The organism is Acinetobacter sp. YH12140, from assembly GCF_013418475.1.
GTDB classification, from domain to species: domain Bacteria; phylum Pseudomonadota; class Gammaproteobacteria; order Pseudomonadales; family Moraxellaceae; genus Acinetobacter; species Acinetobacter amyesii.
This window is the reverse complement of the sequence record NZ_VPBZ01000002.1, coordinates 216932-242560: the sequence shown is the minus strand read 5'-3', so window position 1 is coordinate 242560 and position 25629 is coordinate 216932. Positions and strand designations below refer to the sequence as shown.

Annotated in this window: 27 protein-coding genes and 1 pseudogene; 14 read left to right on the top strand and 14 right to left on the bottom strand. The window is 37.9% G+C overall.

Features of this window, described 5'->3' with window-relative positions; translation table 11 throughout:
* Position 1: 1 nt before the first annotated feature.
* Positions 2–1375 (bottom strand): diaminobutyrate--2-oxoglutarate transaminase, encoded by a 1374-nt coding sequence (locus tag FTU75_RS02720; RefSeq protein ID WP_180040630.1) that lies wholly within the window; start codon positions 1373–1375, stop codon positions 2–4.
* 483 nt (positions 1376–1858) lie between these two features.
* Here FTU75_RS02720 and FTU75_RS02715 point away from each other — a divergent pair, with 483 nt between their 5' ends.
* The 6 genes and pseudogenes from FTU75_RS02715 (at position 1859) to arsH (ending at position 5387) form a co-directional block, all read left to right on the top strand.
* Positions 1859–2560 (top strand): SIMPL domain-containing protein, encoded by a 702-nt coding sequence (locus tag FTU75_RS02715; protein WP_180115060.1) that lies wholly within the window; start codon positions 1859–1861, stop codon positions 2558–2560.
* A gap of 75 nt (positions 2561–2635) precedes the next feature.
* Positions 2636–2728, top strand: a pseudogene (locus FTU75_RS18640) (hypothetical protein); the annotation flags it as partial.
* 113 nt (positions 2729–2841) lie between these two features.
* Positions 2842–3171, top strand: coding sequence for a metalloregulator ArsR/SmtB family transcription factor (locus FTU75_RS02710; RefSeq protein ID WP_078191857.1), 330 nt, complete (start codon positions 2842–2844; stop codon positions 3169–3171).
* Positions 3168–3641 (top strand): arsenate reductase ArsC, encoded by a 474-nt coding sequence (locus FTU75_RS02705; RefSeq protein ID WP_078191858.1) that lies wholly within the window; start codon positions 3168–3170, stop codon positions 3639–3641. The genes FTU75_RS02710 and FTU75_RS02705 overlap by 4 nt, the downstream gene beginning before the upstream one ends.
* Entirely contained in the window at positions 3641–4681 is a 1041-nt protein-coding gene (gene arsB / locus FTU75_RS02700) for an ACR3 family arsenite efflux transporter (protein ID WP_180115059.1), read from the top strand. Before FTU75_RS02705 ends, arsB begins: the two co-directional genes overlap by 1 nt.
* A gap of 1 nt (position 4682) precedes the next feature.
* The gene (gene arsH, locus FTU75_RS02695) at positions 4683–5387 is read left to right on the top strand and encodes an arsenical resistance protein ArsH (RefSeq protein ID WP_078191860.1); all 705 of its coding nucleotides are present in this window, start codon (positions 4683–4685) and stop codon (positions 5385–5387) included.
* Positions 5388–5444: 57 nt separating this feature from the next.
* On the opposite strand, the gene FTU75_RS02690 is transcribed toward arsH, so the two are convergent.
* Positions 5445–5963 carry a GNAT family N-acetyltransferase gene (locus FTU75_RS02690; RefSeq protein ID WP_180115058.1) on the bottom strand — a complete coding sequence of 173 codons (519 nt, stop codon included), beginning with the start codon at positions 5961–5963 and terminating at the stop codon, positions 5445–5447.
* A gap of 283 nt (positions 5964–6246) precedes the next feature.
* On the opposite strand from FTU75_RS02690, the gene FTU75_RS02685 reads away from it, so the two are divergent.
* The 7 genes from FTU75_RS02685 (at position 6247) to FTU75_RS02655 (ending at position 11713) form a co-directional block, all read left to right on the top strand.
* Complete coding sequence (locus FTU75_RS02685; protein ID WP_180115057.1) at positions 6247–7410, top strand: site-specific integrase; 1164 nt, start codon at positions 6247–6249, stop codon at positions 7408–7410.
* 5 nt (positions 7411–7415) lie between these two features.
* Positions 7416–8294 (top strand): hypothetical protein, encoded by an 879-nt coding sequence (locus FTU75_RS02680; RefSeq protein ID WP_180115056.1) that lies wholly within the window; start codon positions 7416–7418, stop codon positions 8292–8294.
* Positions 8295–8416: 122 nt separating this feature from the next.
* Positions 8417–8707 (top strand): AlpA family transcriptional regulator, encoded by a 291-nt coding sequence (locus FTU75_RS02675; protein WP_180115055.1) that lies wholly within the window; start codon positions 8417–8419, stop codon positions 8705–8707.
* 224 nt (positions 8708–8931) lie between these two features.
* The gene (locus tag FTU75_RS02670) at positions 8932–9198 is read left to right on the top strand and encodes a hypothetical protein (RefSeq protein WP_180115054.1); all 267 of its coding nucleotides are present in this window, start codon (positions 8932–8934) and stop codon (positions 9196–9198) included.
* Positions 9179–9346, top strand: a complete 168-nt coding sequence (locus FTU75_RS02665; RefSeq protein ID WP_180115053.1) for a hypothetical protein — start codon at positions 9179–9181, stop codon at positions 9344–9346. Before FTU75_RS02670 ends, FTU75_RS02665 begins: the two co-directional genes overlap by 20 nt.
* Positions 9347–9415: 69 nt before the next feature.
* A complete protein-coding gene (locus tag FTU75_RS02660; RefSeq protein ID WP_180115052.1) occupies positions 9416–10501 on the top strand; it encodes a hypothetical protein in 1086 nt (361 codons plus the stop codon).
* A 300-nt stretch (positions 10502–10801) separates the two neighbouring features.
* Positions 10802–11713: a hypothetical protein gene (locus FTU75_RS02655; RefSeq protein WP_180115051.1), complete on the top strand. Its 912-nt coding sequence runs from the start codon at positions 10802–10804 to the stop codon at positions 11711–11713.
* Between the two features lie 30 nt (positions 11714–11743).
* Here the strand turns inward: FTU75_RS02655 and FTU75_RS02650 are convergent, their stop codons facing one another.
* The 6 genes from FTU75_RS02650 to FTU75_RS02625 form a co-directional block, all read right to left on the bottom strand.
* Positions 11744–12451, bottom strand: coding sequence for a hypothetical protein (locus FTU75_RS02650; protein WP_180115050.1), 708 nt, complete (start codon positions 12449–12451; stop codon positions 11744–11746).
* A gap of 13 nt (positions 12452–12464) precedes the next feature.
* Positions 12465–12947, bottom strand: coding sequence for a hypothetical protein (locus tag FTU75_RS02645; protein ID WP_180115049.1), 483 nt, complete (start codon positions 12945–12947; stop codon positions 12465–12467).
* 9 nt (positions 12948–12956) lie between these two features.
* Positions 12957–14036, bottom strand: coding sequence for a hypothetical protein (locus tag FTU75_RS02640; protein ID WP_180115048.1), 1080 nt, complete (start codon positions 14034–14036; stop codon positions 12957–12959).
* A gap of 174 nt (positions 14037–14210) precedes the next feature.
* The gene (proB, locus tag FTU75_RS02635) at positions 14211–15344 is read right to left on the bottom strand and encodes a glutamate 5-kinase (protein WP_180004924.1); all 1134 of its coding nucleotides are present in this window, start codon (positions 15342–15344) and stop codon (positions 14211–14213) included.
* Positions 15345–15384: 40 nt separating this feature from the next.
* Positions 15385–16599 carry an Obg family GTPase CgtA gene (gene cgtA, locus FTU75_RS02630; protein ID WP_180115047.1) on the bottom strand — a complete coding sequence of 405 codons (1215 nt, stop codon included), beginning with the start codon at positions 16597–16599 and terminating at the stop codon, positions 15385–15387.
* A 213-nt stretch (positions 16600–16812) separates the two neighbouring features.
* Positions 16813–17187 carry a helix-turn-helix domain-containing protein gene (locus FTU75_RS02625; protein ID WP_180040486.1) on the bottom strand — a complete coding sequence of 125 codons (375 nt, stop codon included), beginning with the start codon at positions 17185–17187 and terminating at the stop codon, positions 16813–16815.
* A gap of 115 nt (positions 17188–17302) precedes the next feature.
* Here FTU75_RS02625 and FTU75_RS02620 point away from each other — a divergent pair, with 115 nt between their 5' ends.
* On the top strand, positions 17303–18157 hold the full coding sequence (locus FTU75_RS02620; protein WP_180115046.1) for an SDR family oxidoreductase: 855 nt from the start codon (positions 17303–17305) through the stop codon (positions 18155–18157).
* Positions 18158–18215: 58 nt separating this feature from the next.
* On the opposite strand, the gene FTU75_RS02615 is transcribed toward FTU75_RS02620, so the two are convergent.
* From FTU75_RS02615 to FTU75_RS02590, 6 genes are all read right to left on the bottom strand, one after another.
* Positions 18216–18896, bottom strand: a complete 681-nt coding sequence (locus FTU75_RS02615; RefSeq protein WP_078190209.1) for a hypothetical protein — start codon at positions 18894–18896, stop codon at positions 18216–18218.
* A 3-nt stretch (positions 18897–18899) separates the two neighbouring features.
* Complete coding sequence (locus FTU75_RS02610) at positions 18900–19601, bottom strand: MFS transporter (RefSeq protein WP_143221649.1); 702 nt, start codon at positions 19599–19601, stop codon at positions 18900–18902.
* Positions 19602–19907: 306 nt separating this feature from the next.
* Positions 19908–21365, bottom strand: coding sequence for a glyceraldehyde-3-phosphate dehydrogenase (locus FTU75_RS02605; protein ID WP_111885541.1), 1458 nt, complete (start codon positions 21363–21365; stop codon positions 19908–19910).
* A gap of 710 nt (positions 21366–22075) precedes the next feature.
* Entirely contained in the window at positions 22076–23752 is a 1677-nt protein-coding gene (locus FTU75_RS02600) for a hypothetical protein (protein ID WP_180115045.1), read from the bottom strand.
* 218 nt (positions 23753–23970) lie between these two features.
* Positions 23971–24903, bottom strand: coding sequence for an EamA family transporter RarD (gene rarD, locus FTU75_RS02595; RefSeq protein ID WP_180115044.1), 933 nt, complete (start codon positions 24901–24903; stop codon positions 23971–23973).
* 127 nt (positions 24904–25030) lie between these two features.
* Positions 25031–25627 (bottom strand): lipocalin family protein, encoded by a 597-nt coding sequence (locus FTU75_RS02590; protein ID WP_111885539.1) that lies wholly within the window; start codon positions 25625–25627, stop codon positions 25031–25033.
* Between the last annotated feature and the right edge of the window lie 2 nt (positions 25628–25629).

Genomic DNA, 25629 nt, shown 5'->3' with positions numbered 1-25629 from the left:
ATTACGCGCCTCGAGTTGCAACAAGTGCTTCAGCAAGTGCTTTCTTGAAGCGAACGATCACTTCTTCACATTCAGCTTGATTGATGATCAATGGGCAAAGTAAACGAATGACTGTACCGTTACGACCACCTTTTTCTAACAACAATTTATTGTTGAAACATGCTGCTTGAATTGCTGCTGCCAATTGAGAATCACCTGGTAAAGAACCCATGTGATCTGCTTTTTGACGTTCATCAACAATTTCAACACCAATCATCAAACCACGGCCACGTACGTTACCGATACATGGGAATTCTACCGCTAATTTTTTAATTTCAGCTTGTAAGAAGTCGCCACGCTCTTGCGCGTTTTGAGCCAAGTTTTGCTCTTTGATGGTTTTGATTGTTGCAAGACCCGTACCCATAGCCAATTGGTTACCACGGAAAGTACCCGTATGACCTGCAGGCTGCCAAGCATCAAACTTACGTTTAATACCAAGTACTGCAAGTGGTAAGCTACCACCAACCGCTTTAGACATTACAACAACATCAGGTTCGATACCCGCATGTTCAAAGGCAAACATTTTACCTGAACGTGCAAAGCCCGCTTGAACTTCGTCAAGAATTAACACAATATTGTGCTTTTCAGTCACTTCACGGATTTTTTTCAACCACTTCACAGGTGCAGTTACCACACCGCCTTCACCTTGGATCGCTTCCAAAATGACAGCTGCTGGCTTAGTTACACCGCTTTCTACGTCTTCAATGAAGTTTTCGAAATAATACGTTAATGCGTCTACACCCGCTTCACCACCAATGCCTAATGGGCAACGGTATTCATGCGGATACGGCATAAATTGAACACCTGGCATCAAGCCATTCACAGCATTCTTCGCAGACAAGTTACCTGTCATTGCTAAAGAACCGTGCGTCATACCGTGATAGCCACCAGAGAAGCTAATCACTGAGCTACGACCAGTGTATGTTTTTGCTAACTTAATTGCTGCTTCTGTACCATCTGCACCAGACGGACCACAGAACTGTAGGCAATACTCTTCCTTACCACCTGGTAATTGCTCAAGTAAAGCTTCAGTGAAAGCATCTTTTAAAGGTGTTGTTAAATCCAAAGTATGCAATGGCAAGCCGCTTGCAAGTGTGTCTTGGATACTTTGAATGACCGCAGGGTGATTATGGCCTAGTGCCAATGTACCTGCCCCAGCTAAACAATCAAGGTACTCTGTACCTTCAACATCGGTAACCCAACAGCCCAAAGCTTTTGCTATCGCAAGTGGAAGTTTACGTGGATAGCTACGAACATTCGATTCCATTTGACTTTGGCGAGTTAAATAGTATTCGTTAGTAGAATTAGGGGCAGGATTTACTGAAGAAACGCTCATATCGAATTACCATCTCTGATATGGGTTAAAAGAAATAAGTCGGGTGACTTGCGGTCCTTTGACTCGGTGCTTTATGAGTTCCAGTTAGTTTTAAGAGCTCTCTATATAATGGCTAACTAGAGGGCGGATGATACAGAATTTTTCAGGAAAATAAATAACTTTTATGACCAAATCATAGCATCAAGCACTGAAAAAACAGATCAATCCGATTGATAGCCTGAATTATCATCTTACAGTGTGACATAACAAAGAAAACCTTTTTATTTTATGCTTTTTTACAACTTATGAATGATTATTGTAATCTTCAATTAATTAAACAACTAAGCACTGATTATTTAAATAAATATTCATCAAGCACTACATTTATTTTTCTTGAAAGATTTACAATCCCACCACAGATTTTCCTTTAATCCATCACAATCCCCTTTTAAGATAACAGCATAAGCTAAATTAGTCATTCTGAAAGAAGAATAGGTCATAACAATGCGTAAAATTATCTTATCCACTGTTTTATTAGCATCCGGTCTAGGTTTGGCAGCAGCAACTCAAGCAGCTGACCCACTCAATTACAACATCGTGAATATTCAGGCGGATGCTACTCGCCAAGTGTCGAACGACCAAATGTATGCCGTTTTATATATTGAAAAATCAAATAAACAGCCGGCTGAACTTGCTACCCAAATCAACCAATTGATGACCCAAGCGGTGAACACCGCCCGTAAATACCCATCGGTAAAAATTGAAACAGGTTCACAAACTACTTATCCTATCTATGACAATGACAGCCGTAAACTTAAAGAATGGCGTGGTCGTGCCGAATTACGTTTAGAAAGTACAGACTTTAAAGCAGCTAGCCAATTGGTGAGCGAGTTACAACAAAATTTCCAAACTCAATCCATCAGCTTTAGTGTGTCAGATGCACAGCGTAAAAAAGTTGAAAATGAACTGATGGTTGAAGCATCCAAAAACTTTCAACAACGTGCCCAAGCGCTCGCTCAGGCATGGAATAAATCAGGCTACAACTTAGTTAATATTAATTTAAATACCAGCAATTATGGTGGTCAGCCAGTTCCGCGTATGGCGATGATGAAAGCTGCGGCAGCTGATGCTATTCCTGAGCAAGAAATGGCAGGTGGTGAATCTAAAATCACGGTCAGTGCAAATGGCTCTATCCAGTTCAAATAATTAAATTCATTTTAAGAAACCGTGCTTTAGCGCGGTTTTTTTAATTATAAAATCCATCTAATCTTTATTTAAACCAAACAGTATTTCATCCGTTCATCAGATGCAACCGGTGGTAAATATATTGGTCAGCCACGTACCTTCTTCTTACAAACTTCATTCGACTTTTAAACTGGTCTAAATATAAAGATCCCACCAAGTGTGGGATTTTTATTGAATAATATATATGGACATCCATATATTCATATGTAAAGATATATGAAAATCCATATATACAGATAAACATGGAACAGACTGAATTTTTCAAATTACTTGCAGATGAGACTCGTCTGAACATCATCATGCTGTTGGCTTGTAAAGGTGAACTCTGCGTCTGCGAACTCACTGAGTCCCTTGAATTGAGCCAACCTAAAATTTCGCGTCATTTGGCATTACTGCGTTCATCAGGTGTGCTGAGTGATCAACGTAAAGGTCAATGGGTCTATTACTCCATTCACCCTGCACTGCCTACTTGGTGTACACAAATACTCGATGTCATGCGTCACCAAGAACGATTTAAAGACCTCGATTTAAACTCCCCGAAAGGCACTACCACATTGTGTGAAACGCTATGAATTTTTTATTTCTATGTACTGGCAATAGCTGCCGCAGCATTTTATCCGAAGTACTTTTTAACCAGCGTGCCCCTGAAGGTTTCCGTGCTTATAGCGCAGGCAGTAAACCTTCAGGACAAGTCCACCCATTTACCTTAAAAACCCTACATAACCTCAATCTACCGACTGAGGGCTTGTCGAGTAAAACCATCACAGCATGTGAACAATACCAACCCGATGTGGTAATTACTGTCTGTGGTTCTGCAGCTCAAGAAGCTTGCCCAATTTACTTAGGCTCTGCCATCAAAGCACACTGGGGTTTAGAAGACCCTTCCCATTTAGAGCTTGCAGATGACGTAAAACTTGCAGCTTTTCTTGATACCGTGGCGCATATTAACCGCCGTTTAGATGCTTTATTTGCACTCGATTTTAAGCAATTAAGTCGTGAAGAGCTTAACAAAGAAATCCAAAAAATTTCAGAGATTCAATAATGGCTGCTGCAAAACTGTCATTTCTAGACCGCAATCTAACGCTATGGATTTTTATCGCAATGGGGCTAGGCATTGCGATTGGCGTGTATATTCCAAGTGCTTCAAGGGCTTTAAATCAACTCAATATCGGTGATGTCAATATTGCGATTGCCATTGGTTTAATCCTGATGATGTATCCGCCTTTGGTTAAAGTGGATTACAAAGCGCTGCCTGAAGTGTTTAAAGATAAACGTACCTTATACCTTTCACTACTTCAAAACTGGTTAATCGCACCTTGCCTGATGTTTATTTTGGCGATCGTTTTTTTACAACACTACCCTGAATACATGACCGGTTTGATTCTGATTGGTTTAGCACGTTGTATTGCGATGGTTCTGGTTTGGAATGATTTAGCTTGTGGGGATAACCAATACGTTGCGGCTTTAGTGGCATTTAACAGTATTTTCCAAATTGCATTTTTTAGTACCTACGCATGGTTCTTTTTGAGTTTTTTACCGCCATATTTTGGTATCGAAGCACAAGTGATCCAAGTCAGCTTTTGGACCATCACACATGCAGTATTGGTGTATCTAGGCATTCCCTTCCTGCTCGGTTTCCTAACGCGTGCCATATTGGTAAAACAAAAAGGTCTGGATTGGTATAAAAATCAATTTATACCCAAAATCAGCCCCATCAGTTTAATCGCATTACTCTTTACTATTGTGATGATGTTTAGCCTCAAAGGTGCAGATGTCGTGAGCCTTCCGATGGATGTACTGCGTATTGCCATCCCCCTCACGATCTACTTTGTGGTGATGTTTTTCATTAGCTTTTTGATGAGCAAATGGATGGGCAATAACTACGCCAAAACCACTGCGATATCCTTTACAGCAGCAGGTAATAATTTTGAACTTGCCCTCGCTGTTGCCATCGCCACCTTTGGCATTGCATCTCCGATTGCATTTACCACGATTATTGGCCCATTGGTTGAAGTGCCTGTGCTTATTGCATTAGTGAGTGTATCGCTCTGGCTAAAACGCAAATGGTATAAAGAGAACTAAAATGAAGCTCCCCAATATTCAACTAGATTTACTTGAAACACCGCGTTTTGAACAAGTTCAAGCTAAAGCACTTGAACATCCGCCACGCATTCTGCTGCTATATGGCTCTAACCGTGAACGCTCATTTAGCCGCCTAACGGTATTGGAGGCGGGTCGAATCCTTGAACATTTTGGTGCAGAAGTCAAAATTTTTCATCCTAAAGGTCTTCCACTGCCTGAAGATGCTGAAACTTCACATCCCAAAGTTCAGGAATTACATGAATTACTTGCATGGTCTGAAGGCATGGTTTGGTGTTCGCCAGAACGACATGGTGCGATGAGCTCTATATTGAAAGCACAAATTGATTGGATTCCTTTAGCCGCAGGTGCCATTCGTGCTACTCAAGGTAAAACGCTGGCGTTAATGCAAGTCAGTGGTGGTTCGCAATCTTTTAATGCTGTTAACCAAATGCGCATCCTTGGGCGTTGGATGCGGATGATCACGATTCCAAATCAATCTTCCGTTGCAAAAGCATTTTTAGAGTTTGATGAAAATGATCGCATGAAACCTTCCTCCTATTACACTCGCATTGTCGATGTGATGGAGGAATTATATAAATTTACCCTACTCACACGTGGTCAATCTGCCTACCTCACAGATCGCTATTCTGAACGAGTTGAAAGTGCGGAAGAACTCTCTAAACGAGTTAATCAAAAGAACCTTTAATGAAAAACTCCTGCATCTGTGCAGGAGTTTTGGTCTAAAATATCTATCCGTTTCAACTTAAACTAATAATTTATAAAATAATGTCGTTGAATCTATTGTACCTGTATGGCTCAATGCAAATTGCGGGATGATCCCAGCTTTTATAAAGTTAAATTTTTCATATAGCTTTTCAGAGACATCGCCTGTACGCGTATCAAGTACAAGTAATTTCAAGTTCAAGTGTTTTGCTTGATCTTCTGCAAGTGTGAATAGTTGGTGAGCAATGCCTTGCTGACGTACCTTTGGATGCACCATAAGTTTTTCAATCTCAGCACGATGCAGTGCATTGGCTTTGGTGGCACGAACCAATTGTACTGTGCCCACAATTTCACCGCTTTGTAGCGCCGCCCACAAAAAGGTTTTATGCTTTTGAATATCCTTTGCCACAGCAGACCAATATTCATCATAGTGCGACTTAGATTCTTTAGCTAAAAAACCCAGTGATGCACCATCTTGCACACATTGTGCCAATAATTCACACAGTTGAGCCTGCTCATCTTTTAGATCTTGAATGTTTAAATATTGAATTTCGCTCATCTTCTTTTCCTCTTATTTCTATTTTTATCGTTATATTCAAATGGCATGCCATAAAAAATCCCGCTCGGAAGCAGGATTTTGATTTTCAATTTAGTAAATCGACATATGATTGCGATCTACTTTAAATAACACTCAAAAACATTAAGCCAAAAATTAATCATAAGTTATTATTTTAAATATATATTATTGAATTCCACCATCTTAACAATTACCATCAACAACACCCCAAAACCACTTACCAAGTAGTTAAGTTGGTAGTTAAATTTTAATAGATAAGATATATATGCTCACCGTAAAGCAAATTGAAGCTGTTCAGCCTCTTGACGATAAAACTGTTAAAAATTTTGATAGTGAATTGCTATATCTCTTCACTTCCACGACCGGTCGTAAAGTTTGGAAAGTCATTTACACTTTTAATGGAAAGAAAAACACAACCACACTGGGTGAATACCCGATATTTTCAGCTAAGGAGGCTCGCCTAAAACGTGATGAAATAAAAAAACAAATTGCTGAAGGGATTGACCCAAACCAAAAGAAAAAAGAAGATCGAGTCCAAAAGTTATCTGCTATATCTTTCGCAGAATTGATTAAAAAGTACATTCACGATATTGCCCCAACTATGAAAGGAGGAAATAAAACAGCTTCAAGGCTTAAAAAGTTAGTGAATGACTATCCAAAATTAATGAAGAAATCTATTACTGATTTAGATCAATTAGATATGATTGAAATTCGGAATGATCGTTTATCCAAGGTTTCTACCTCTACTGTAAAATGTGACCTAGGAGCACTTGGAAGTGTATTTAAATATGCACGTCAAGAATTGCGTATATTAAATACCAGTCCATTAATAGATGTTGCAAAACCAACTCAGGCCCCTCACCGAGAACGTCGAATCACTCAAGAAGAAGTTAATACTATCCTTCTCGGTTTTAATTATGATGCGACATATCAACCACTCACTAAACGCCAACAAGTTGCTTGGGCATTTTTATTTGCCCTAGAAACCGCAATGCGAGCAAGTGAAATCACTAATATGCAATGGTGTAATGTGTACGAAGATCACGTACTTCTACCTGATACGAAAAATGGTACGGCAAGAAAAGTTCCGCTTTCTAGACGTGCTATTCAACTACTCGAATTAATGAAAGGATTAGATGAAGATAAAGTTTTAACCATCTCAGACAGATCAAATGCACTATCGCACGATTTTTGGCTTGTTGTGAGCAATAGATTGGGCATCACTGATTTAAACTTTCACGATACAAGGCATGAAGCTACTACCCGCCTTGCGAATAAACTTCCAATTCAAGATTTAGCAAAAGTTACCGGTCATAAAGATTTAAAAATGCTTATGCGTTATTACAATCCAACAGTACAAGAACTTGCGCAAAAACTTAATGAATTGGATGACCCCAACATTATCCCATTTAAGCAAAAAGTCATTTAAACACCATGAACTACACCGTAACTCAAGCAATTAAAAAATTTTCAACCCACAACATACCAAATGAATACTTCAAATTATGTCGATTGATACGTGATGGCATAATTCATACTTGCTTTGATGTATATGGTGTAGCGACTGCTGTAGTTAAAGAAAGTAATAAGCCCTTGCCTAATAAAGAAGTTGTTGGAATTCGATTTCTAAAGGAAAACGAAAACTTAATAGTTAGCCCTAATCAATGCTATAGCGATGCTATTTGTGATCTCATATTAGATAAGATTGACAAAGTTGATATTCCATTAGTAAAAGACAGTATTTCCAATAAATATGATTATGTTTTATTAAAAGGTGTTAAAACCAACAACATTCATTTAATTACAACCCAACTAAAAGATTGGCACATTGTTGTAGAAAATCCTCTTAATCTTTCGGAAGACACCTATACACAAAGACAAACAACAGTCAGAGACCTAGAAGAATTTAATATATTCGCATCGTTCACTCTTACAAAATTAAGCCTCTTAATCACAAAACAATCTTTAGATACATATTTAGAAATATTAAATGTTAATAAAACTAAAAAGAAAACTGTCAGTGATAGCTATCTCGAAGCTAAAAAATTAGTAGAAGAGCTTTCAAATAAGTGCTGGCAAGCCGATTCGAATGGAATCCTAACAAAATCGCTAATAGCCGGAAAAATCAAAAAAAAATTAAAAGACACCAAATATGAAGATGAATTACCGGAAAAATTGGGGACGTTAGAAAAAAAATGGATTACGTCTCGACCGGAATCACTAAAAGAAAGAATCGGAAGACCCTCTTTAGAAGAAAAAGCTCAGGGAAATATTCTTATAAACCGAGTTTTGGAACTAGATGATCATAATTAATACGGACTCAACAAGTTTAACCCTATTAACTTATTTTTATTAAAAACCACATAACAATAATAGAACACCATTAGCTCGTAGCTAATCAGAAATGAAACTTAGCAACTCTGATGGTGTTCAACATGAATCTTCCTAAATACATCCAAGAAAAAGTAATCACTTCGGCGCCCGCCTCTCCGGAAAAAATCCATATTTGCAAGACCGGAAAATCAGCAGGACAAATCCGTAAATTTAAAGCAAAACCCGCTCGCCGAGGCTTACTTCCAATTACAAGCAAAACTCTTCGTTTATGGGTCAAACAAAATAAATTCCCTCAACCATTTTCTCTCAATGGGTTAACAGTTTGGGAATCCCAAACTGTGCTTGATTGGATTGAAGCACATAAGCATAAGGCTTCTAAAAATGCCAAGTGAAATGTTTTTAACCCAAAGTGAATCAGCCAATTTCCTATCTTTAAATTTAGGAAAGTCTAAGAAGTATTGGTACAGAAGACTTACCAAAAATCTATACCGTCCAAGTCTCTCACATGGTTACAGAATCACTGTCCATGTGTTGGATGGCAAACCAATGTACACGTTACCTGCTCTCCGTGAGTTTTTACGTGTTAATCAATCATCAACATCAAAAGGACAGAAAAATGCAAAATGTGAATTCTGCTAATCAGCAACTTAATGCAGATAAAGCAAAAGCACGCTCATTAATGCTTAACACTATTAAAAATATGATTTCAAAAGGAAATCCATATTTTAATATTCATAGAGAGCATCGAATTGACAACGCTATTGCATACTTCAATGAACATTTCATGTTCAACGGATTAGACTGTACTGAACAAGAATTGGAGCAAGCATTTTTAGAGCGCGTAAAACTAATGGAGGAATTCAATGCAATGCACCTTAATTAGTTTCGAAGATGTTGCGGCCATTCTTTTGTCTAGCAGCCAAGTGACGATGGTAGATCAAAGTGAAACATCTATGATCTACAGCATTGAACGTAATGGTAAGAAGTTAATTGTTATCAACACTCCCAATGAAAATTACTTAATTCAGTAATACTCCACCAATCACAAAAAGGGCAGTTATTTAACTGCCTTTTTATTTCTTTTCTTACTGAGAAAACTTATGGAACATCTAACACACCATCAATTTGAAACCCTAGTTCGGAATGGACAAGATCCATATGATAATGAGTTACGTGAATTCTTACTCGAATTAGAAATCGAAGAAATTCTAGAAGAGACTGAAAAAAACTCTCCATATGAACAAAGTTATTTCGACTTATGTACAAGATACGCTGACAATGTAAAGCAAGCAGATAAACTTGAAACAGTTATCTTCTCTGATATCCATTGCTATGATTTCAAAGCAATGAATATCCAAATCAAAGCTCAAGTCGATTTCATTGATTTATACTTTGAAATTAGTAAAACAAGTACACGACACGACATTAAGAAATTTCTGACAGAGAAAACTGGGGTTACTCATTACATCTCAGAATACGAAGCAGGTTTTATTATTAGATTGCACGACATGAATTCCTTGAGTGTACTACGGCGCCGTATCACCCACATGAGACATTTTGAATACAAGATTGATAGCTTTAAAATCATGGAGGTTGAACTAGCAATTGACTTCTACAATTTCAAGCATAGAAGCCTCACTACAGCCCTTTTTAAATCAATCCGACTACCTAGTACCGTAGAAAATTTACGTGTTTATAACGGCCAATTAGGCGTGTTTACGCCTATCCCAAGCACGCCGCACTCAATGTTAAGAAAGTTAGAAAATAGCTATAATATTGGTATTAATCATAGAGATGCGGATGAATATTGGCATTTGTATGTAAAGACTACAGACTGCAACAAACAACCTCTACCGGTAAACGAGTGGCGCATCCGTGCGGAAAAGAATATCAAGATCAATGTTCTTAATCAGATGGATAACCGACTTACAAATATCAAAAGAGTCTTGTTAGATGGATTCAAAGGGCTTAGTTTTACACGGTTGACAGCTAACGCTTCCAAACATTTAACTGATGAATATAAAAATACTGTTAGAGCTTTTGGAACAGAGATCCCAACTTACTATGACAAAAATCGGCATAAGAACAATTTGCCTGAATCCACGAAAAAACATGGCGAACTTAATCAACTTGTTTCGAGCGCCGTGCATAACTTAGTTCGCAATTTTACTATCAGTAAGTTATAGCGTGGCTAATGCCGTAACACTTATAGCTTAAGCTTTACGGCAATTTTTACCAACTTCATCTGCCTAATAACTTATTAAACTAATATAAACCTATAAGGCTTAGTTTAAAACTTAACAATAACTTCACCCTAACTTACCTCAATAGCGTAAAAGAGCGAAGTCTTAGAAAAACTTCGAACTAATCTATGGAGACCATTCATAAAAATTAGAAGGTTTGGACTCTTCTTATACTTCTAGATAATATTGAATAATGGATAACTACAGTTAAACTCTAAGTCACCTTATCAATGAATAATGAGCATGATTTTAGAATATTTATATTTTCAAAATTTTCTGAATAATTGGGCAAAAAACACCTTAATTGAAGAAAATATTTCCTTTAAAAACGATGAAGAAACCATTCCGTATTTTATACAACTACTTAACCATAAATCTAAACTGATTAAACCAATCCCAAGAAATGTAAGCTTTTCTAGAAATTTCCAAATTTCTCCTGATAATCAAGAAGGTTTTAATCAGTTATTAACGTGTATAAAAAACGGAATTAATGTAAATCCCTATTTAAGCAAAATATCTCTTGATGGAGGTAAAGTCGATGGCCTCCTTGATAACTATGGTCTCAAACATTTTCACTTAGGAAAAGAAGAGGAAGAGAATTCTAATTTTATACAACGAACCGGAGAATTAGCTTTAGCATTTATAACTAATGATGAGGTTTTCTTTGTAGCCTCTAAAATGCATGGCAGAGGCCATGGATTGATATGGTATGAAAAAGATGTGCTTGAAATATTACATCAAGAAAGACCAGATCTCATTAGTAATTTTAAAGTTGAAAATTTCACTGATATTTCCCCAACAATCACTGAGGCACTAGACATAAAAAGACTTCGAGATAAGCAAATAAACACTTATATTACTTTAAGCGATGGAGCTGTATATGGACCTATTAACCTAGGACAAAGTACAGCCGGTTATAGTATCACTCACTCTTTTGAGTTAATTAATACATCTAAAGCAATGTGGAAAGATTATCTAGAAGTGCATAATTTGATAAGTAAAGATTACGAAATTAAAGGTGCACGAGTAAAAGACTTTGAGATGAACTCATCTCTTACAGAATTAATTGGAAATTACGAATTTACTGTCCAAGATGAAGATAGAACTGCTTCAACTCTTGTCCCCTTTAAATTAATAAAAGGAAATAGCAGGTAATTTACCTGCTTATTTCCCAAATTGTGAATATTAAATACTTTTAGCTTCTGAATTTTTTGCAGTATTTTCATCAAAAGTTATTGTTCTTTCTTGATACTTCTGAGCTGTTCTACCACTTTTATCTCTCGGAATATGCAACAAAGTTATCGGGATATAGCGAACATGATAATCATGTTTAGTCCCACTATGCTTACCTTTCGAGAAAAAACGCGAATCATCTAAACTACAATCATATATCTCAAGATAACTAAATGTTGTCTTAAGATATTCTTTCCATGAAGCTATGATTTCTTCTTCATTATCTTGATCTGATTCAGGTTTGATATAAATAAACATACCACCATGATTATTTTTTTTCTCACCTTTAGAATATCTTTCTGTTAATTGCAAATACCCCTCTTTCAGATAACTATTACTCGACCATATTTTTGCTTCTGCAAACCACTTATGTCTATCCGTTCTAACAATTATGTCTACATTACCATTAGCATCGGTATCTTTTTCTACTTGATAAATCTTACATCCCTTTAGATAGAGCCAAATACTTGAACTTATTTCTGTTTCGGTTAGTTTTAGATGCTTTTCAACATCTTCCATTATTAAAGAACATGCTTGATCGATATCGTCGTACAAACGCCCTAGAAAATCCTCATAAGAACAACCTTGTAACCACAAAGTCTCGAGTGTTCTCGCTTGTATTAATGGGTTATTAAAATCAAATGTTGGAATACTTGTCATAATTCTCGACCCATCAAACCACTTTAGAAGAGTTAAAAATTTCTCTTCCCTTTTCGGACAACTCGAAATATGGATTTACAAGTGAATTGAATGTTTCTTTAGATATTTCCTTACCGGTTAAAGGATGAAAAAATTCTTCATCCTTATAAGCATCCTCAATCATAGATGCATCCAAAACCACCCATTGTTTTCTAGATTCATCAAACATTCTAAATTTTTGATTAATAATAGAAAATGGATATCTTACAAGCATATATACTGCTTCTATAAAATCATCTAATTGCTCAGCAGTAGCACCACTGATTCCATAAAAATAGTTAAAACTTAAAAAACCGCTCAAGTTTTCCTTTTGTTCTAATAGAAGTTGACTGACAATTTTGTAAATAAAATAGTTAACAGACTCATCTTTTATTGATGAGTCTAAAATTTTATTTAACTTATCTAAATCTGGTTGATGAAACCAATCGGCTAGTGCCCGTTCTTGTATTCCATTCATTACCAATACTCATAATTTCTCAATTATTCTTTCAATCCCATATTCAAAGCTCTTTAAAGATAAAGCATCATCAATAAGAGCTTCATAAATTGGATTCAATGGACTAGCATTATACAATTTTAAAGGTAAGCGAATGGTAAGAGTAACGTCAATAGCGTCAAGTTGTGTCTTATAGTTTTTACAGACACCATAGTAATCCAATTTTTCCTTTGACGTACCAATTTTATAAAAGTTATCATCCCTAACATCTTCATAAGAAGATACTTTGGTAGAGTGATTAAACTTCTGATTCGACGTTGAAAATTGATGTTCAACAATTCGCCCAATTTGTTCACTCTCAAACTCAGGCAATGCCGGCTTCAAATCTAATGCTTTTAAATCTGTGGCATGTATTCCCAAAAAGCCTGCAAGCATTGTGGTTAAATTAGCATAATCTTTATTTCTTTGAGGCTTATCTAGTAGTGAAGACAAATCTTGCCCAAGAATAACCAATGAATTTTTATAATCAATTTTAATAAAATCAAAAGCTGTAACCCAAACCTTTGTATAGGTAATGACTTTGAAGATTTCATCTCGTTGTTGCAAATGCAAGACTCCACCTATTTCACCCATCTTGGCTTCATCAGTAACAACTTCACGCTCATAATAATTTCGATCAATGTTAAAGTAATAATATAAAGCAGTATCCGTTTCTACCAGTGTTTTAAAACAGTATTCTCTATTAACTGAGACACTTTCAGATATAGAAAAATCATCTTCCATATAGTCAATTGCTTTTATAAAAGTGTCTAAATTATCCTTTACTAGATTGAGTTCCTCTGAATCTAAACGAAAAATTGTAATTCTTTTATTACCAAACTTAATAAAATTATTAAGCAACTCATTCAATTCGGATAATGCTTGTGTAACACTAGTATCATTTATCTCTGATTCTTCCAACCCCTGAATTTTAGCGATAAATCTTGGATAACCATTTCCCATAAGACCATTTTTTCTTAGAACATCTACAGCCACATTATAAGGAAATTCACGTTTTGTTAATTCTTTCAAAACCGCAACTAATTTCTCTCTTTTTTCCTCAAAGTTCATATACACCCCCAAATAAATGTGATTATTATATCTAAGATCAAATTCTGCACAATCAAAACAACAACAAGATCAAAAGAAAAACCTGCTTTTGAAGCAGGTTTTTCAGGTAGTCAAATAAGTAGTTAAAAATTAATGATTCCATATTTTTAAATTTAAAAACAATAATTTAAAACATTAATAAATCGACATATGATTGCGATGGATCATTTCAAGTGATCGGGCTTCCCCTAAAACTTGATGAACTTTATCTGAGGCCAAACCTTTGACGATTTCTGCCGAACGTGAACTGAAGTTTACACGACCGACGGCAACACGATGACCTTGTGTATCGACACATTCCACCACATCACCACGTTCGAAATGCCCTTCAACCGCTTTCACACCGACAGGTAATAAACTGCGGTGATTATCACGTATTGCCTTTACAGCACCATCATCAATCACCAAACGTCCAGCTGTTTGTAAATGTGCAGCTAACCATTGTTGATGGGCTGTCACACGGTCATTATCGGTAATAAATAATGTACCGAGTAATTCACCGGCCATTACACGTGACAGCACATTATCACTATCACCGCTCGCAATGACTGTTGGACAACCGGACTTGGCTGCCAAACGTGCCGCACGAACTTTGGTCAACATACCACCACGACCGAATTTACCGCCGCCGCCAGCCATATCGAATAATGATTCATCCATTGCACGTACTGTATGGAACAGTTTTGCATCTGGATTGGAACGAGGGTCTGAGTCAAACATGCCTTCTTGGTCAGTTAGAATCACCAAAAGGTCTGCATGAACCTGTCCAGCCACCATCGCAGCCAAAGTATCGTTATCGCCAAAGCGGATTTCGTCAGTCGACACTGTGTCATTTTCATTGATCACAGGAATCACACGCCAATCAATCAAATGCTGCAAGGCATCACAAGAGTTTAAATAACGACGACGGTCAGCCAAATCGTCATGGGTTAATAAAACTTGAGCTGTACGAATAGAACGTTGTTCTAAAACGCTTGACCAAGTATGTATTAAACCCATTTGTCCAATGGCTGCGCAAGCCTGAAGACTGGGTAGATCTGTGGGTCGGCTGTCCAGATTCATTCGAACCATACCTTCAGCCACAGCACCGGAAGACACAAGAATGATCTCGTGCCCTGCATTGTGTAGTTCTGCAATTTGTCCCGCCCAATGCGAGATTGCATCCAGATCTAACCCTTTTCCGTTTGCTGTGAGTAGTGATGATCCGATTTTAACAACGATACGTTTACAACCCTTGAGCTGACGTTGCCCATCTACCACTTCTATCATCTTGTCCTCAGACTTGTTTGCTTTGACACTTATTCAGCAATTAACGTACGTAGTACGATTCTGCCTCATCATCACCGTCTTCAAATTCATCATCAAAGTCTTCACCTTGACCTGCCAGACGTTGTTGACGACGCATTTCACGATATGCTTCTTTCGCCGCAAGCGTTTGCTCACGTGTTTCAGCTTCAAGCTGATCACGGAACGCTTTAACTTCTGCTGCATATTCAGGATCTTCAGTTTCGCGTTCGCGCTGTTCTTCAATTTGATCCATCAGGTAATACACAACTTCTTTAGTACCTTCAAACGTTAAACCTGAAGTTTTGAATACAGGGCCTTTCCACTGTAACTCTTCGAGAATGTGATCACACCATTCATCACGCGTTTCAGCCGCCAATTGGTCTACTTTATTGAGTACCAATACAACAGGTAATTTTGAAAGTGTTGGGGAGAATTTTTTCAACTCTTCCAAAATTGCTTTTGCATTGTACGCAGGGTCTGATCCATCAATCGGTTGAACATCTACGATGTGCAATAAAATACGTGTACGAGCCAAGTGTTTCAGGAATCGAATACCTAGACCTGCACCTTCTGCCGCACCTTCGATTAGACCTGGAATATCCGCCATTACAAATGAACGGTGACTATCGGCATCAACCACACCTAGGTTTGGCACCATAGTGGTAAATGGATAATCTGCAACTTTTGGTTTTGCTGCTGAAACTGCACGGATAAAGGTTGATTTACCTGCATTTGGCATACCCAACAAACCAACGTCTGCGAGTACTTTTAATTCAAGACGAATTTCACGATATTCGCCTTTTGAGCCGTGTGTACATTTACGTGGAGAACGGTTGGTTGAAGATTTGAAGTGAGTATTCCCCAAACCACCTTCACCACCTGCTGCCACTAACACACGCTGACCGTCAGCCACTAAGTCGCCGATGATATCGCCAGATTCTGTATCTACAATTGTTGTGCCCACTGGAACGAGCAATACGGTATCTTCACCGCCACGGCCTGAGCAGTTCGCTCCACGACCATTTTTAGCACGTTCTGCACGGAATTTACGTGTATAACGATAATCTACTAGGGTACTTGTGTCGTTGTCGGCTTGAACGTATACGTTACCGCCACGACCACCATCACCACCATCTGGACCACCAAATGGTACGAATTTTTCACGGCGAAAACTGGCTACGCCATTGCCACCGTCGCCAGCCTCTACGGTAATGACTGCTTCATCAACAAAGCGCATGTTTGCCAATCCTCTAAAAACTTTAAAACCGCTTATTCTGCCATATTTTAAAGAATTTCTCGAACAATATTATTCAGCAATACTATAAATTTCATTCATCTTGGTGCTGATGCAAATTTTTAAGAAAATCCGCACCTCGCTCGAAAATCTTTAGCTCATCATCAAAATACCTTTGATAAATGGCAAACGAATTTCACTCCCCATTTCTGAAAGCTATTTACGTGCATTTTCCTTGGCTTCAATAATTTCAGGCAAGGTTCGTTCAACCCAACCAATCAGATGCATTAATTTTTCTGCAGCCTGCGAGCCCATTAAAGTCAGTTGATATTCAACTTTGGGTGGCACGACTGGATAGACTGTCCGTAAGATAAAACCATCTTGCTCGAGCATTTTCAGCGTTTGAGCCAGCATCTTTTCGCTCACCCCTTCGATCCGCTGCCTAAGTTCACTAAAACGGTGTACCCCTTCAGTCAAACAACGCAAAACTAATACTGACCATTTATTGGTGAGATGTTCCAATATTTCTCGAGAAGGACAGTCCGTGGATAAAACTTGACCTAATAATTTACTTGTAGCGTATGTGTTCATTAAATCTTTCCTCAAAGTCACTAACTTACTTTTTGGTACGTACTTACATTTAGTAAGTTAGCAGATTAAGATTCAACCATCAAGATTATTTATTCAACAATCAGAGGGTTTAAATATGAAAATCGCAATTACAGGTGCAACAGGTCAACTAGGCCAATTGGTCCTTCAATTTTTATTGAAAGAAACCGCGGCCGAAAACATCATCGCTTTAGTTCGCTCACCAGAAAAAGCAGCATCTCTACAAGCTCAAGGCATCGAACTTCGTCATTTTGACTATGATCAACCAGATACACTGGTTCCTGCACTACAAGGTGTCGATAAATTATTACTCATTTCTGCCAATGAAATTGGTCGTCGTACTCCACAACACAAAGCCGTAATTGATGCTGCAGTAGATGCTAAAGTTCCATATCTTGCTTATACCAGCCTGTTACGTGCTGATACATCGCCATTGGGTTTATCTCAAGAACATCGTGAAACAGAAAGTCTGATTCAAGCTAGTGGTTTAACCTACACCTTCTTACGAAATAACTGGTATGTCGAAAACTATCTTGCCGCTGCAGGACATGTGGTTGAAACAGGCACCCTATTTGGTGCAGCAAAGGATGGGAAAATTAATGCAGCGACCCGTGCTGACTATGCTGAAGCAGCTGCAAAAGTACTTACAAGCTCTGGTCATGAGAATAAAACCTATGAACTTGCAAGCTCAGACAGTTTCACCTTGGCACAGCTTGCTGAAACCCTACAGCAAGTTTCAGGTCAAAATGTTCACTATCAAAATTTAACTGCAGAAGACTACACACAAGGCCTATTACAAGCTGGCTTACCTGCTGGTCTTGTAGATGTGATCGTCGATGCTGATATCAACAGCATTGACGGTGCAATGCAAAGTGATCGTAAGGACTTGGAACAGTTACTCGGTCACCCAACCACTTCTCTACGTAGTGCTGTTGAAGCTGCTTTAAAATAAGATCAAACCAACAAAAAAGCCCGAATTGATTTGGGCTTTTTTTTGAGTTAAATCTAACTTATGGATGTACATTTTTTATCGGCAAATCCATATTCATATCTAAATTTGCCTTGGTATTACGCTCTGCGTTATACATCGTGGCATTAAAGGTTGCAATTTTTCGCATGGTCATCGGGTCATTAAGTTTTAGCTGTGGTGCAAACTGATGTACCACATGCAAATCGACTTTTTCATTAAACTCAAAATACACAGGACCATTAAAATTAATTCGAATAGGAATGTTATAGGTTCTTTTCAAATGAAAAGGCACATCTAACTTGACAGGAATGTCCATTTTTAAGGGAAATTTCGGCACGAGTTTATTTTTAATCACCAAATCTGTGGTCGCCTCAAGCGGCATCGTCTGGTTAATTTGAATATTGGTGGAATAATCAATATCCACTGAGATCGGAACCTCTACACTAAATTGCAAATCTGCCAGATATTTTCCCTTTAAGGGTAATTGCAGCTTCCGATCTAAAGCAATCTGCGTATCCAGAGTCCCAATAGACTGCGTTTGCAAATAATTACCAACGGAAATTTTGGTGGGTAGTGAATGCGACAATTGAATATCAGCATTTTTTGCACGTACTTGCATCGACGCATAAATATTTAAATACAACCAAAATAGTACCGCAACCAATAACGCAACTGCGATAAAACTCAAAATGATGCGCTTCGCCGATTGAAATATCCACATGGCTTACTCCTGAGCTTTCGCTTCAGTTTTGGCATGCTCTCTGTTGAGTCGCATTGTTTTTAGTGGAATTACTAATTCACCCTTTTTAATTTGAACCGGCAACGTATTTTGCACATCCACTGTCGCTTTTAATGCCGTCTTAATTGGAACATTTAAATTACCTTCAATAGGAATGTTGGTTTTTAAATTTGCATTTAGTGGAATATGTAGGTTTTCTTTCAGCACGGTTTTGACTGGCGCATCAAATTTTAAATGTACTTTTTGCTCCAAAGGCACATTCATATTTACTGGAATATCCAATTGTATCGGGATATCACCTTTGAGCGGCAAAGTCACATCCTGCCCCATGACTTTAACTTTCACTTTGGTATTCACAGGTAGGTTTTGATTCACTTTCAAAGTTTCACGCACTGGAATCGTGGTCTTAATCGGGACTTGATTATCAAAATACACCCGTGGCGTCAGCGTTTGAGTTAAGGGAATATTTAAATTTTCATGTATCGGAATTTCAGCATTCACCCTCCCTGTCACGTCCACATCCAAGGCATCATGAATTTTGACTTCGGCTTGTAACGGCTCTTGCAGGTCAATATTGACGTTCTGATTTTCTAGCGGGATATAAATATTAAAGTGCTTAAACACCCAAATGGCGATAAGTACACCACAGAGCGCAGCAAACACAATAAATGCCAATCCACTGAGCATGTGCTTTGCTTGCAAACTAAATTCCTTTTGCTTTTTATTTTTTACAGTCTCATTTTGAACACATTATACAAACCAGTTTGCAATTTTTTGTATTTAATTCTTTAATAATTTCATTAACTTAAAACTTGAATATTTTAGTCAGCTTTTCATTATAAATGACTCTCACTCATCTAACAGTGGCAGAAAAAACAAGAACTTTTGATGCTTTTGATCAATCCATTCGTCATCTATGCCTTAAGTTTTTACCCCTGCTCTTTAGATAAAAAAAGAGCCTCAAATGAGGCTCTTTTTTACAGCATGAACTAATTAAGCATTAGTTTCAGCAGGAACTTTTGGATAGCTTACGCCGCCCATTTGCTCAGCAATACGCAATACTTGGCAGCTATAACCCACTTCATTATCGTACCAAACATAAGCAGTTAAACGGTTACCAGAAGCGATTGTCGCTTGAGCGTCAAACACACCTGCAGTACGTGAACCGATAAAGTCAGACGATACAACTTCAGTTGAGTTTGTATAACCGATTTGACCTTGAAGGTTAGAGTTGATTGAAATTTGGCGAATGTATTCATTCACTTCTTCACGGTCAACATCTTGACCCAAAGTAAGGTTCAAAATTGCAAGAGATACGTTTGGAGTAGGTACACGTACTGAGTTACCAGTCAATTTACCTTGAAGAGCAGGAAGTGCTTTAGCAACAGCTTTAGCAGCACCTGTTTCAGTAATAACCATGTTCAATGTTGCAGCACGGCCACGACGGTCAGCTTTATGGTAGTTGTCGATTAAGTTCTGGTCATTCGTGAACGAGTGAACTGTTTCAACGTGACCATTGATCACTGTGTACTTGTCATTTAACACTTTAAGTGTTGGTGTGATCGCGTTTGTTGTACAGCTTGCAGCAGAGATGATTGTATCTTCATCAAGGATGTCTGCTTGGTTCACACCATATACAACGTTCTTCATATCACCTTTACCAGGTGCAGTTAGAATTACACGTGCAGCGCCAGCGCATTTAAGGTGCTGTGCAAGACCTTCAGAATCACGCCATTTACCTGTGTTATCGATTACAAGTGCATTGTTAATACCGTAAGCAGTGTAATCAACTTCAGATGGGTTAGACGCATAGATCACTTTGATGAAGTTACCGTTAGCAATGATTGCTTCGTTTTCTTCATCAACAGAAATCGTACCTGCGAATGGACCATGAATAGAGTCACGACGTAACAAAGACGCACGTTTTTCTAAGTCACCGTCAGATGATTTACGAACAACGATTGCTTTAAGGTTGAGACCACGACCTAGACCAGATTGGCTGATCATCAAACGTGCAAGGATACGACCAATACGACCGAAACCGTAAAGTACAACATCACGGTTTTCAACGTTAGTTGCATTGCCTTCAAGTGATTTCACAGCGTCAGCAACGAATGCGTCAACATCACCGCCTTTTTCTTTGAACTCAACAGCAAGTTTGCCAAGATCAATTTCAGCAGTACCGATGTTTTCGATTTTCGCCAAAGCTTCAAGAATTGGGAAAGTGTTCACAACTGAAAGTTCAACGTCAAGTACGCGAGTACGACGATGCGCTTTAAGAATTTGGATAACCGAACGGTTAATTAAAGAACGACCGTATACTGTAGCTACGATGTTTTTTTCACGATATAACTGACCCACTAGGGCAATCATACGTTCCGCGATTTCTTCACGGTTTTTCCAGCGACCTTGGTGCTCTGCATGTAGGGCAACGATAGTGTCTTTGCTCACAGATACGTCCTCTAATTAATTGTAAATCTAAGCATAAATTTCAAAACCCCACAATTGTAATGGAAAACTGAAAATTAATGAATCTAAAAGCAGATTTCGACAAGGTTATTTTGTTATATATTCACTATCAATTTTCAAAATAATCATGATTAGTATTATGATTTTATAGCCGAAAGTTGAAAAACCGGCTTTTTCGCAGATTTTTGTCACAAAATTTCAAATGTAGTTTTATCAACCAGATCTCTGCATATTTAGCTCAAAGATAAACGAATATTTATATTTTTCAAATTGTGGTGTTTTTTATTTTGCTCAATTTATAGTATTTTTACTGATGTTAAGCTCGTAATAATAATTTCACATTTTTAAATGATTTTTGAGACTATTCGACGGAGTCTTACATTTGAGGTTTGAATAAAGGGTTTAGCCTTCAGCTAGAGGTACTCTTACGAAACGTTGTTTCTCATTTGGCAAAATGAGAAGCGTGCTTCATAAGGAAACCATCTTGCGGAGCAATGCTCCTCACCGCAAAACTCGTTCACTACTGTCAATTTATTCAAAGTATTGCAAAAACATTTTTTATTAGAAATAACCTTGTCTTAGACAATTGAGGATAACATTACCGAGTATCGTTCTTTTATTTGGATCAAATTACGCCTCTAATGTTACTGCCTAACATTAGTTTTAAAGTCAGATCAATATTTAAAATTCTGTTAATTTTTCAGATTCTCAGCAAACTTTTCCAAATTAAAATCAAAGAAATTTACACTCAGCTCTAATATTTTCGGTAGTGCATTTAAACCATTCTCTCCAGTACTAATCGCAAAATATCTCTGATCACTAAAAGACTGCACCTTTAAGGCATTTTCACATGGCTCAAAATCGAGATTGACGAGCTGTGACGCATGTTCCTTTAGCAACATTAAAACCTGCATATAAGTTTGTCGCTTTTTTTGCTGCTGCGCTTTTAAAGCATCGGCTTCAAGGCTTTCATACTCCCCTGTTTTCGTCATGCGTTTGGAAAATCCAACATGCGCGCCATGGGCACCCGTATTTTCTACAATTACGTCTTTAGCAAAGATCTTCTGTTGATCCTCGTTCGGCTGCAAGAGCGCTTTCAACGCCGTATGAATTTGCTGTGACTGCTGATGATGTAACTCCCAATCATCTTCGTTTTGAACATGAAAAATGTGCGTACGCCGTTTCAACAAAAGCACCTGCCAAGCCTGTAGTTGAAGTCGCAGTCGCTTCAACTCCAAACTTGCCTCAAACTTAGGGCAACTACTCAAGACGTTTAGACTCGTGATGAGCTTCTGAGATATTTGCATGCTATGGAAAAATACAAAGTCATGCTGTATCTGCTCACTCAGTTGATATTGAACAGTCTGATGTAAGGGCTTCAATATCAATGTATTGAACTGCTGCTCAAAAGCAGGTAAAACCGTCGCTAATTGAGTAGCATCCTCTACATGCAGCATTAAAAGTAGATGCTTATCTACCCGTGTATGTAGTTGCTGCATTAAATTTTGTAGATCTAAATGTATAAAACCTGCAATGGATGCCAACTTTGAGACTCGAAATTTTAATTGTTCGATCTGCTGATTCTCTAAAGCAGTAGTTAAATCTATGGCCACCCCATCAAAAACGTCGTCTGCTAAGGCATCATTATGCTTTGTCGATAAAAACCGAGTTGCTGAATACTGCGTCGTCCAATCTAAATCAGGCGACAAAATATAAATAAACTCAGATGTTTGTACGATTTGTAGATATCGCGTTTTTTGTTCACGCTTTAAATAGTATTTAAAAATCGGATGTTGCCAAACCTCAGATGATTTCGGGATAGAAGCATCAAACACTTGCCCCAACACGTGTGACTTTAAGAAAATTTCGATCAAGAAAACTTTAACTTGCAGAGCGGTGAGTTGACGTGCATCACTCGGCGCAATCAAATCCATTTCACGAATGATTTGTGCGGCATTTAAAATGAAATGCTGATGTAATACATTTTTTTCATACTGTAATTCAAAATCTTCTTCTGCATCTATTTTATTGATATAGAGTAGGTTTTCTTCTAATTTTCGCGCAATTTGAATACTCTGGGTCAATATCCTAAGTTCTTCGAGCTGTATTGCCAAATACTGTGCATGCTCACGCATGACATCATATTTTAGTACTTTCATCAGCATGCCCAAATTCATCGGTATATCTCTTTGATACGACTGTGATGAAGACTCCCAACGAATACCTTTTTGCGATAACACCTGCTGTATCTGTGCTAAATTGGATTGATCAAGATCAGTGCATACTTCAGATACAATACTCCGCCAATGCTGATCCAACACAGGCTCTAGCTGTAAAAGTTTAGCGCTTTGATGAAATGGGACAACCACTGACTGCTTCCTGTATCTTGGTTCTTTAATCAATCTTTTATCGATTTCAGTTTATTTTTATCTAAAATAAATTTTTTTGTACACCATCATTCAATACTGTTCTTCCTAAACAATAAATTGAATCATGGCGTGTTTTAGTTTTCTAAGTTTAAGATTTTCTTAAAAAACAGCAAGTGTTAATTGTGAACTGATCAATTTACCGTACCAATATTTTCAGTCTAAGAATCGATTCGATCATTTAATGCTTTTACATTTTTAGCTAGCGCACGTTCATTTTGCTTTTGTTTAAACAGATGCAAGACGCCTTCTATCACCAATAACAATACCGCACCCCAAATTGGAATATAGGTCAGCCATTCTTCGGCTTCTACTCGCTCCCCCAATGCGATGGATGCAAAAGCTAACAACACGGGTTCTAAATAACTCAACAAACCAAAAATCACAAATGGCAAATAACGACTCGCCAACATATAGCTACCTAAGCCAAGCGCACTCAGAAAACCCAGTCCTAAAACCGCAAAAATCAGATACGGGAATAACGACATCAGCGCTAAACTATCGCTATGAATAAATCCTAAATAAAAGGCTACAGGCAAAATTAAGCAAAGATCCCACCAAAAACCACCCAAATGATCGGTTTTAAAGGTACGACGTAAAAAGAAATAAATCGGATAAGCCACAGCGACATAGACAGTTTCCCACGCGATACTGCCAATACGCCAAATTTCGTGGCCGACCCCTAAAATTGCCAATGCCATGGCAGCCATCTGCCATTTAGACAGCTTTTCTTTATACAGTACACATCCAACCAGAACCATCACTAAAGGCAGTAGAAAATAACCCAAAGAAACTTCTAGTCCACGGCCATTAATCGGCCCCCACAAAAACAACCAAAGCTGTGTAGTACATAAAAATGAACTAATGATTAACCAAATGAGAAAGATCGGTTGCTTGACCACACGCCAAAAAATTTCACTGACTTTGTTTAAATCTTTCATCCACCACATAAATAAGGTTAAAAATGGCAAGGTCGCCAACATGCGCCATGCAAAAGTTTGCTCGCTATCTAAAGGTTTTAAAAAGATGGTAAAGAAATACAAAATACCGAAAGTGACCGATGCCAATACAGACAATGCAACGCCTTTATACATCTTTCACTCCAGTCCAAATGACTACATAATCTTGATATTTTGCTTGATCAATCAAGCTTTTCGCATGGACATTCTAGCAAATAAAAAACCATGCACAGGCATGGTTTTTTAGCATTTGTTCAATTATTTAGGTTTTAGGTTTCACTGTTTGCTTGGTATGAATAATATCTGATAAATCATAACCAACAGATTGCGCATAATTTAGATATTCCTGAATCACTTCCTGATCTGGATGAGCCGAACGAGAAAGAACCCACATATATTTACGACGTGGCTCACCCACCAAAACTGTTTGATAGTCTTCATCGGCTTTGAGTACCCAATAATCACCACGCCCCACAGGCAACCAACGAATGGCTTCTGGTAAGAAACTAACTTTTAATTTCGTGTTAAACGGTGCATTTTGTACAAATGCCTCGCCTATTGATTGCTTCTTGGTACCATCTTTAGATACACAGCGATTATTTACATTAATGTTGCCATTTTCATTTAGCGTGTAAACCGCAATCACATCACGGTCACAGCTTTTTTGAAAAACCATAGGCTTACGAGCTACTTCATACCACATACCTAAATAACGATCGAGCTCGACTTTTTCCACAGTCTGTAACGGTTTCGTCTGTGCATAGGCCATTGTGGCTGCACCCAAACCAATTAACACTGCTGCACCAAGTGCAATTTTTGCGAGTTTAAAACCAGCTTTCGGAAGATTCGTTGTTGTCATTT

Coding starts and splice junctions, on each gene's coding strand:
- FTU75_RS02640 (WP_180115048.1), bottom strand. CDS start 14,036: ATGAACTTTGAGGAAAAAAGAGAGAAATTAGTTGCGGTTTTGAAAGAA.
- FTU75_RS02710 (WP_078191857.1), top strand. CDS start 2,842: ATGGAACAGACTGAATTTTTCAAATTACTTGCAGATGAGACTCGTCTG.
- FTU75_RS02690 (WP_180115058.1), bottom strand. CDS start 5,963: ATGAGCGAAATTCAATATTTAAACATTCAAGATCTAAAAGATGAGCAG.
- FTU75_RS02720 (WP_180040630.1), bottom strand. CDS start 1,375: ATGAGCGTTTCTTCAGTAAATCCTGCCCCTAATTCTACTAACGAATAC.
- FTU75_RS02665 (WP_180115053.1), top strand. CDS start 9,179: ATGCAATGCACCTTAATTAGTTTCGAAGATGTTGCGGCCATTCTTTTG.
- FTU75_RS02715 (WP_180115060.1), top strand. CDS start 1,859: ATGCGTAAAATTATCTTATCCACTGTTTTATTAGCATCCGGTCTAGGT.
- FTU75_RS02615 (WP_078190209.1), bottom strand. CDS start 18,896: ATGTGGATATTTCAATCGGCGAAGCGCATCATTTTGAGTTTTATCGCA.
- cgtA (WP_180115047.1), bottom strand. CDS start 16,599: ATGCGCTTTGTTGATGAAGCAGTCATTACCGTAGAGGCTGGCGACGGT.
- FTU75_RS02660 (WP_180115052.1), top strand. CDS start 9,416: ATGGAACATCTAACACACCATCAATTTGAAACCCTAGTTCGGAATGGA.
- FTU75_RS02645 (WP_180115049.1), bottom strand. CDS start 12,947: ATGAATGGAATACAAGAACGGGCACTAGCCGATTGGTTTCATCAACCA.
- proB (WP_180004924.1), bottom strand. CDS start 15,344: ATGATAGAAGTGGTAGATGGGCAACGTCAGCTCAAGGGTTGTAAACGT.
- FTU75_RS02625 (WP_180040486.1), bottom strand. CDS start 17,187: ATGAACACATACGCTACAAGTAAATTATTAGGTCAAGTTTTATCCACG.
- rarD (WP_180115044.1), bottom strand. CDS start 24,903: ATGTATAAAGGCGTTGCATTGTCTGTATTGGCATCGGTCACTTTCGGT.
- arsB (WP_180115059.1), top strand. CDS start 3,641: ATGGCTGCTGCAAAACTGTCATTTCTAGACCGCAATCTAACGCTATGG.
- FTU75_RS02655 (WP_180115051.1), top strand. CDS start 10,802: ATGATTTTAGAATATTTATATTTTCAAAATTTTCTGAATAATTGGGCA.
- FTU75_RS02680 (WP_180115056.1), top strand. CDS start 7,416: ATGAACTACACCGTAACTCAAGCAATTAAAAAATTTTCAACCCACAAC.
- FTU75_RS02675 (WP_180115055.1), top strand. CDS start 8,417: ATGAATCTTCCTAAATACATCCAAGAAAAAGTAATCACTTCGGCGCCC.
- FTU75_RS02590 (WP_111885539.1), bottom strand. CDS start 25,627: ATGACAACAACGAATCTTCCGAAAGCTGGTTTTAAACTCGCAAAAATT.
- FTU75_RS02620 (WP_180115046.1), top strand. CDS start 17,303: ATGAAAATCGCAATTACAGGTGCAACAGGTCAACTAGGCCAATTGGTC.
- FTU75_RS02610 (WP_143221649.1), bottom strand. CDS start 19,601: ATGCTCAGTGGATTGGCATTTATTGTGTTTGCTGCGCTCTGTGGTGTA.
- FTU75_RS02705 (WP_078191858.1), top strand. CDS start 3,168: ATGAATTTTTTATTTCTATGTACTGGCAATAGCTGCCGCAGCATTTTA.
- FTU75_RS02670 (WP_180115054.1), top strand. CDS start 8,932: ATGCAAAATGTGAATTCTGCTAATCAGCAACTTAATGCAGATAAAGCA.
- FTU75_RS02685 (WP_180115057.1), top strand. CDS start 6,247: ATGCTCACCGTAAAGCAAATTGAAGCTGTTCAGCCTCTTGACGATAAA.
- arsH (WP_078191860.1), top strand. CDS start 4,683: ATGAAGCTCCCCAATATTCAACTAGATTTACTTGAAACACCGCGTTTT.
- FTU75_RS02650 (WP_180115050.1), bottom strand. CDS start 12,451: ATGACAAGTATTCCAACATTTGATTTTAATAACCCATTAATACAAGCG.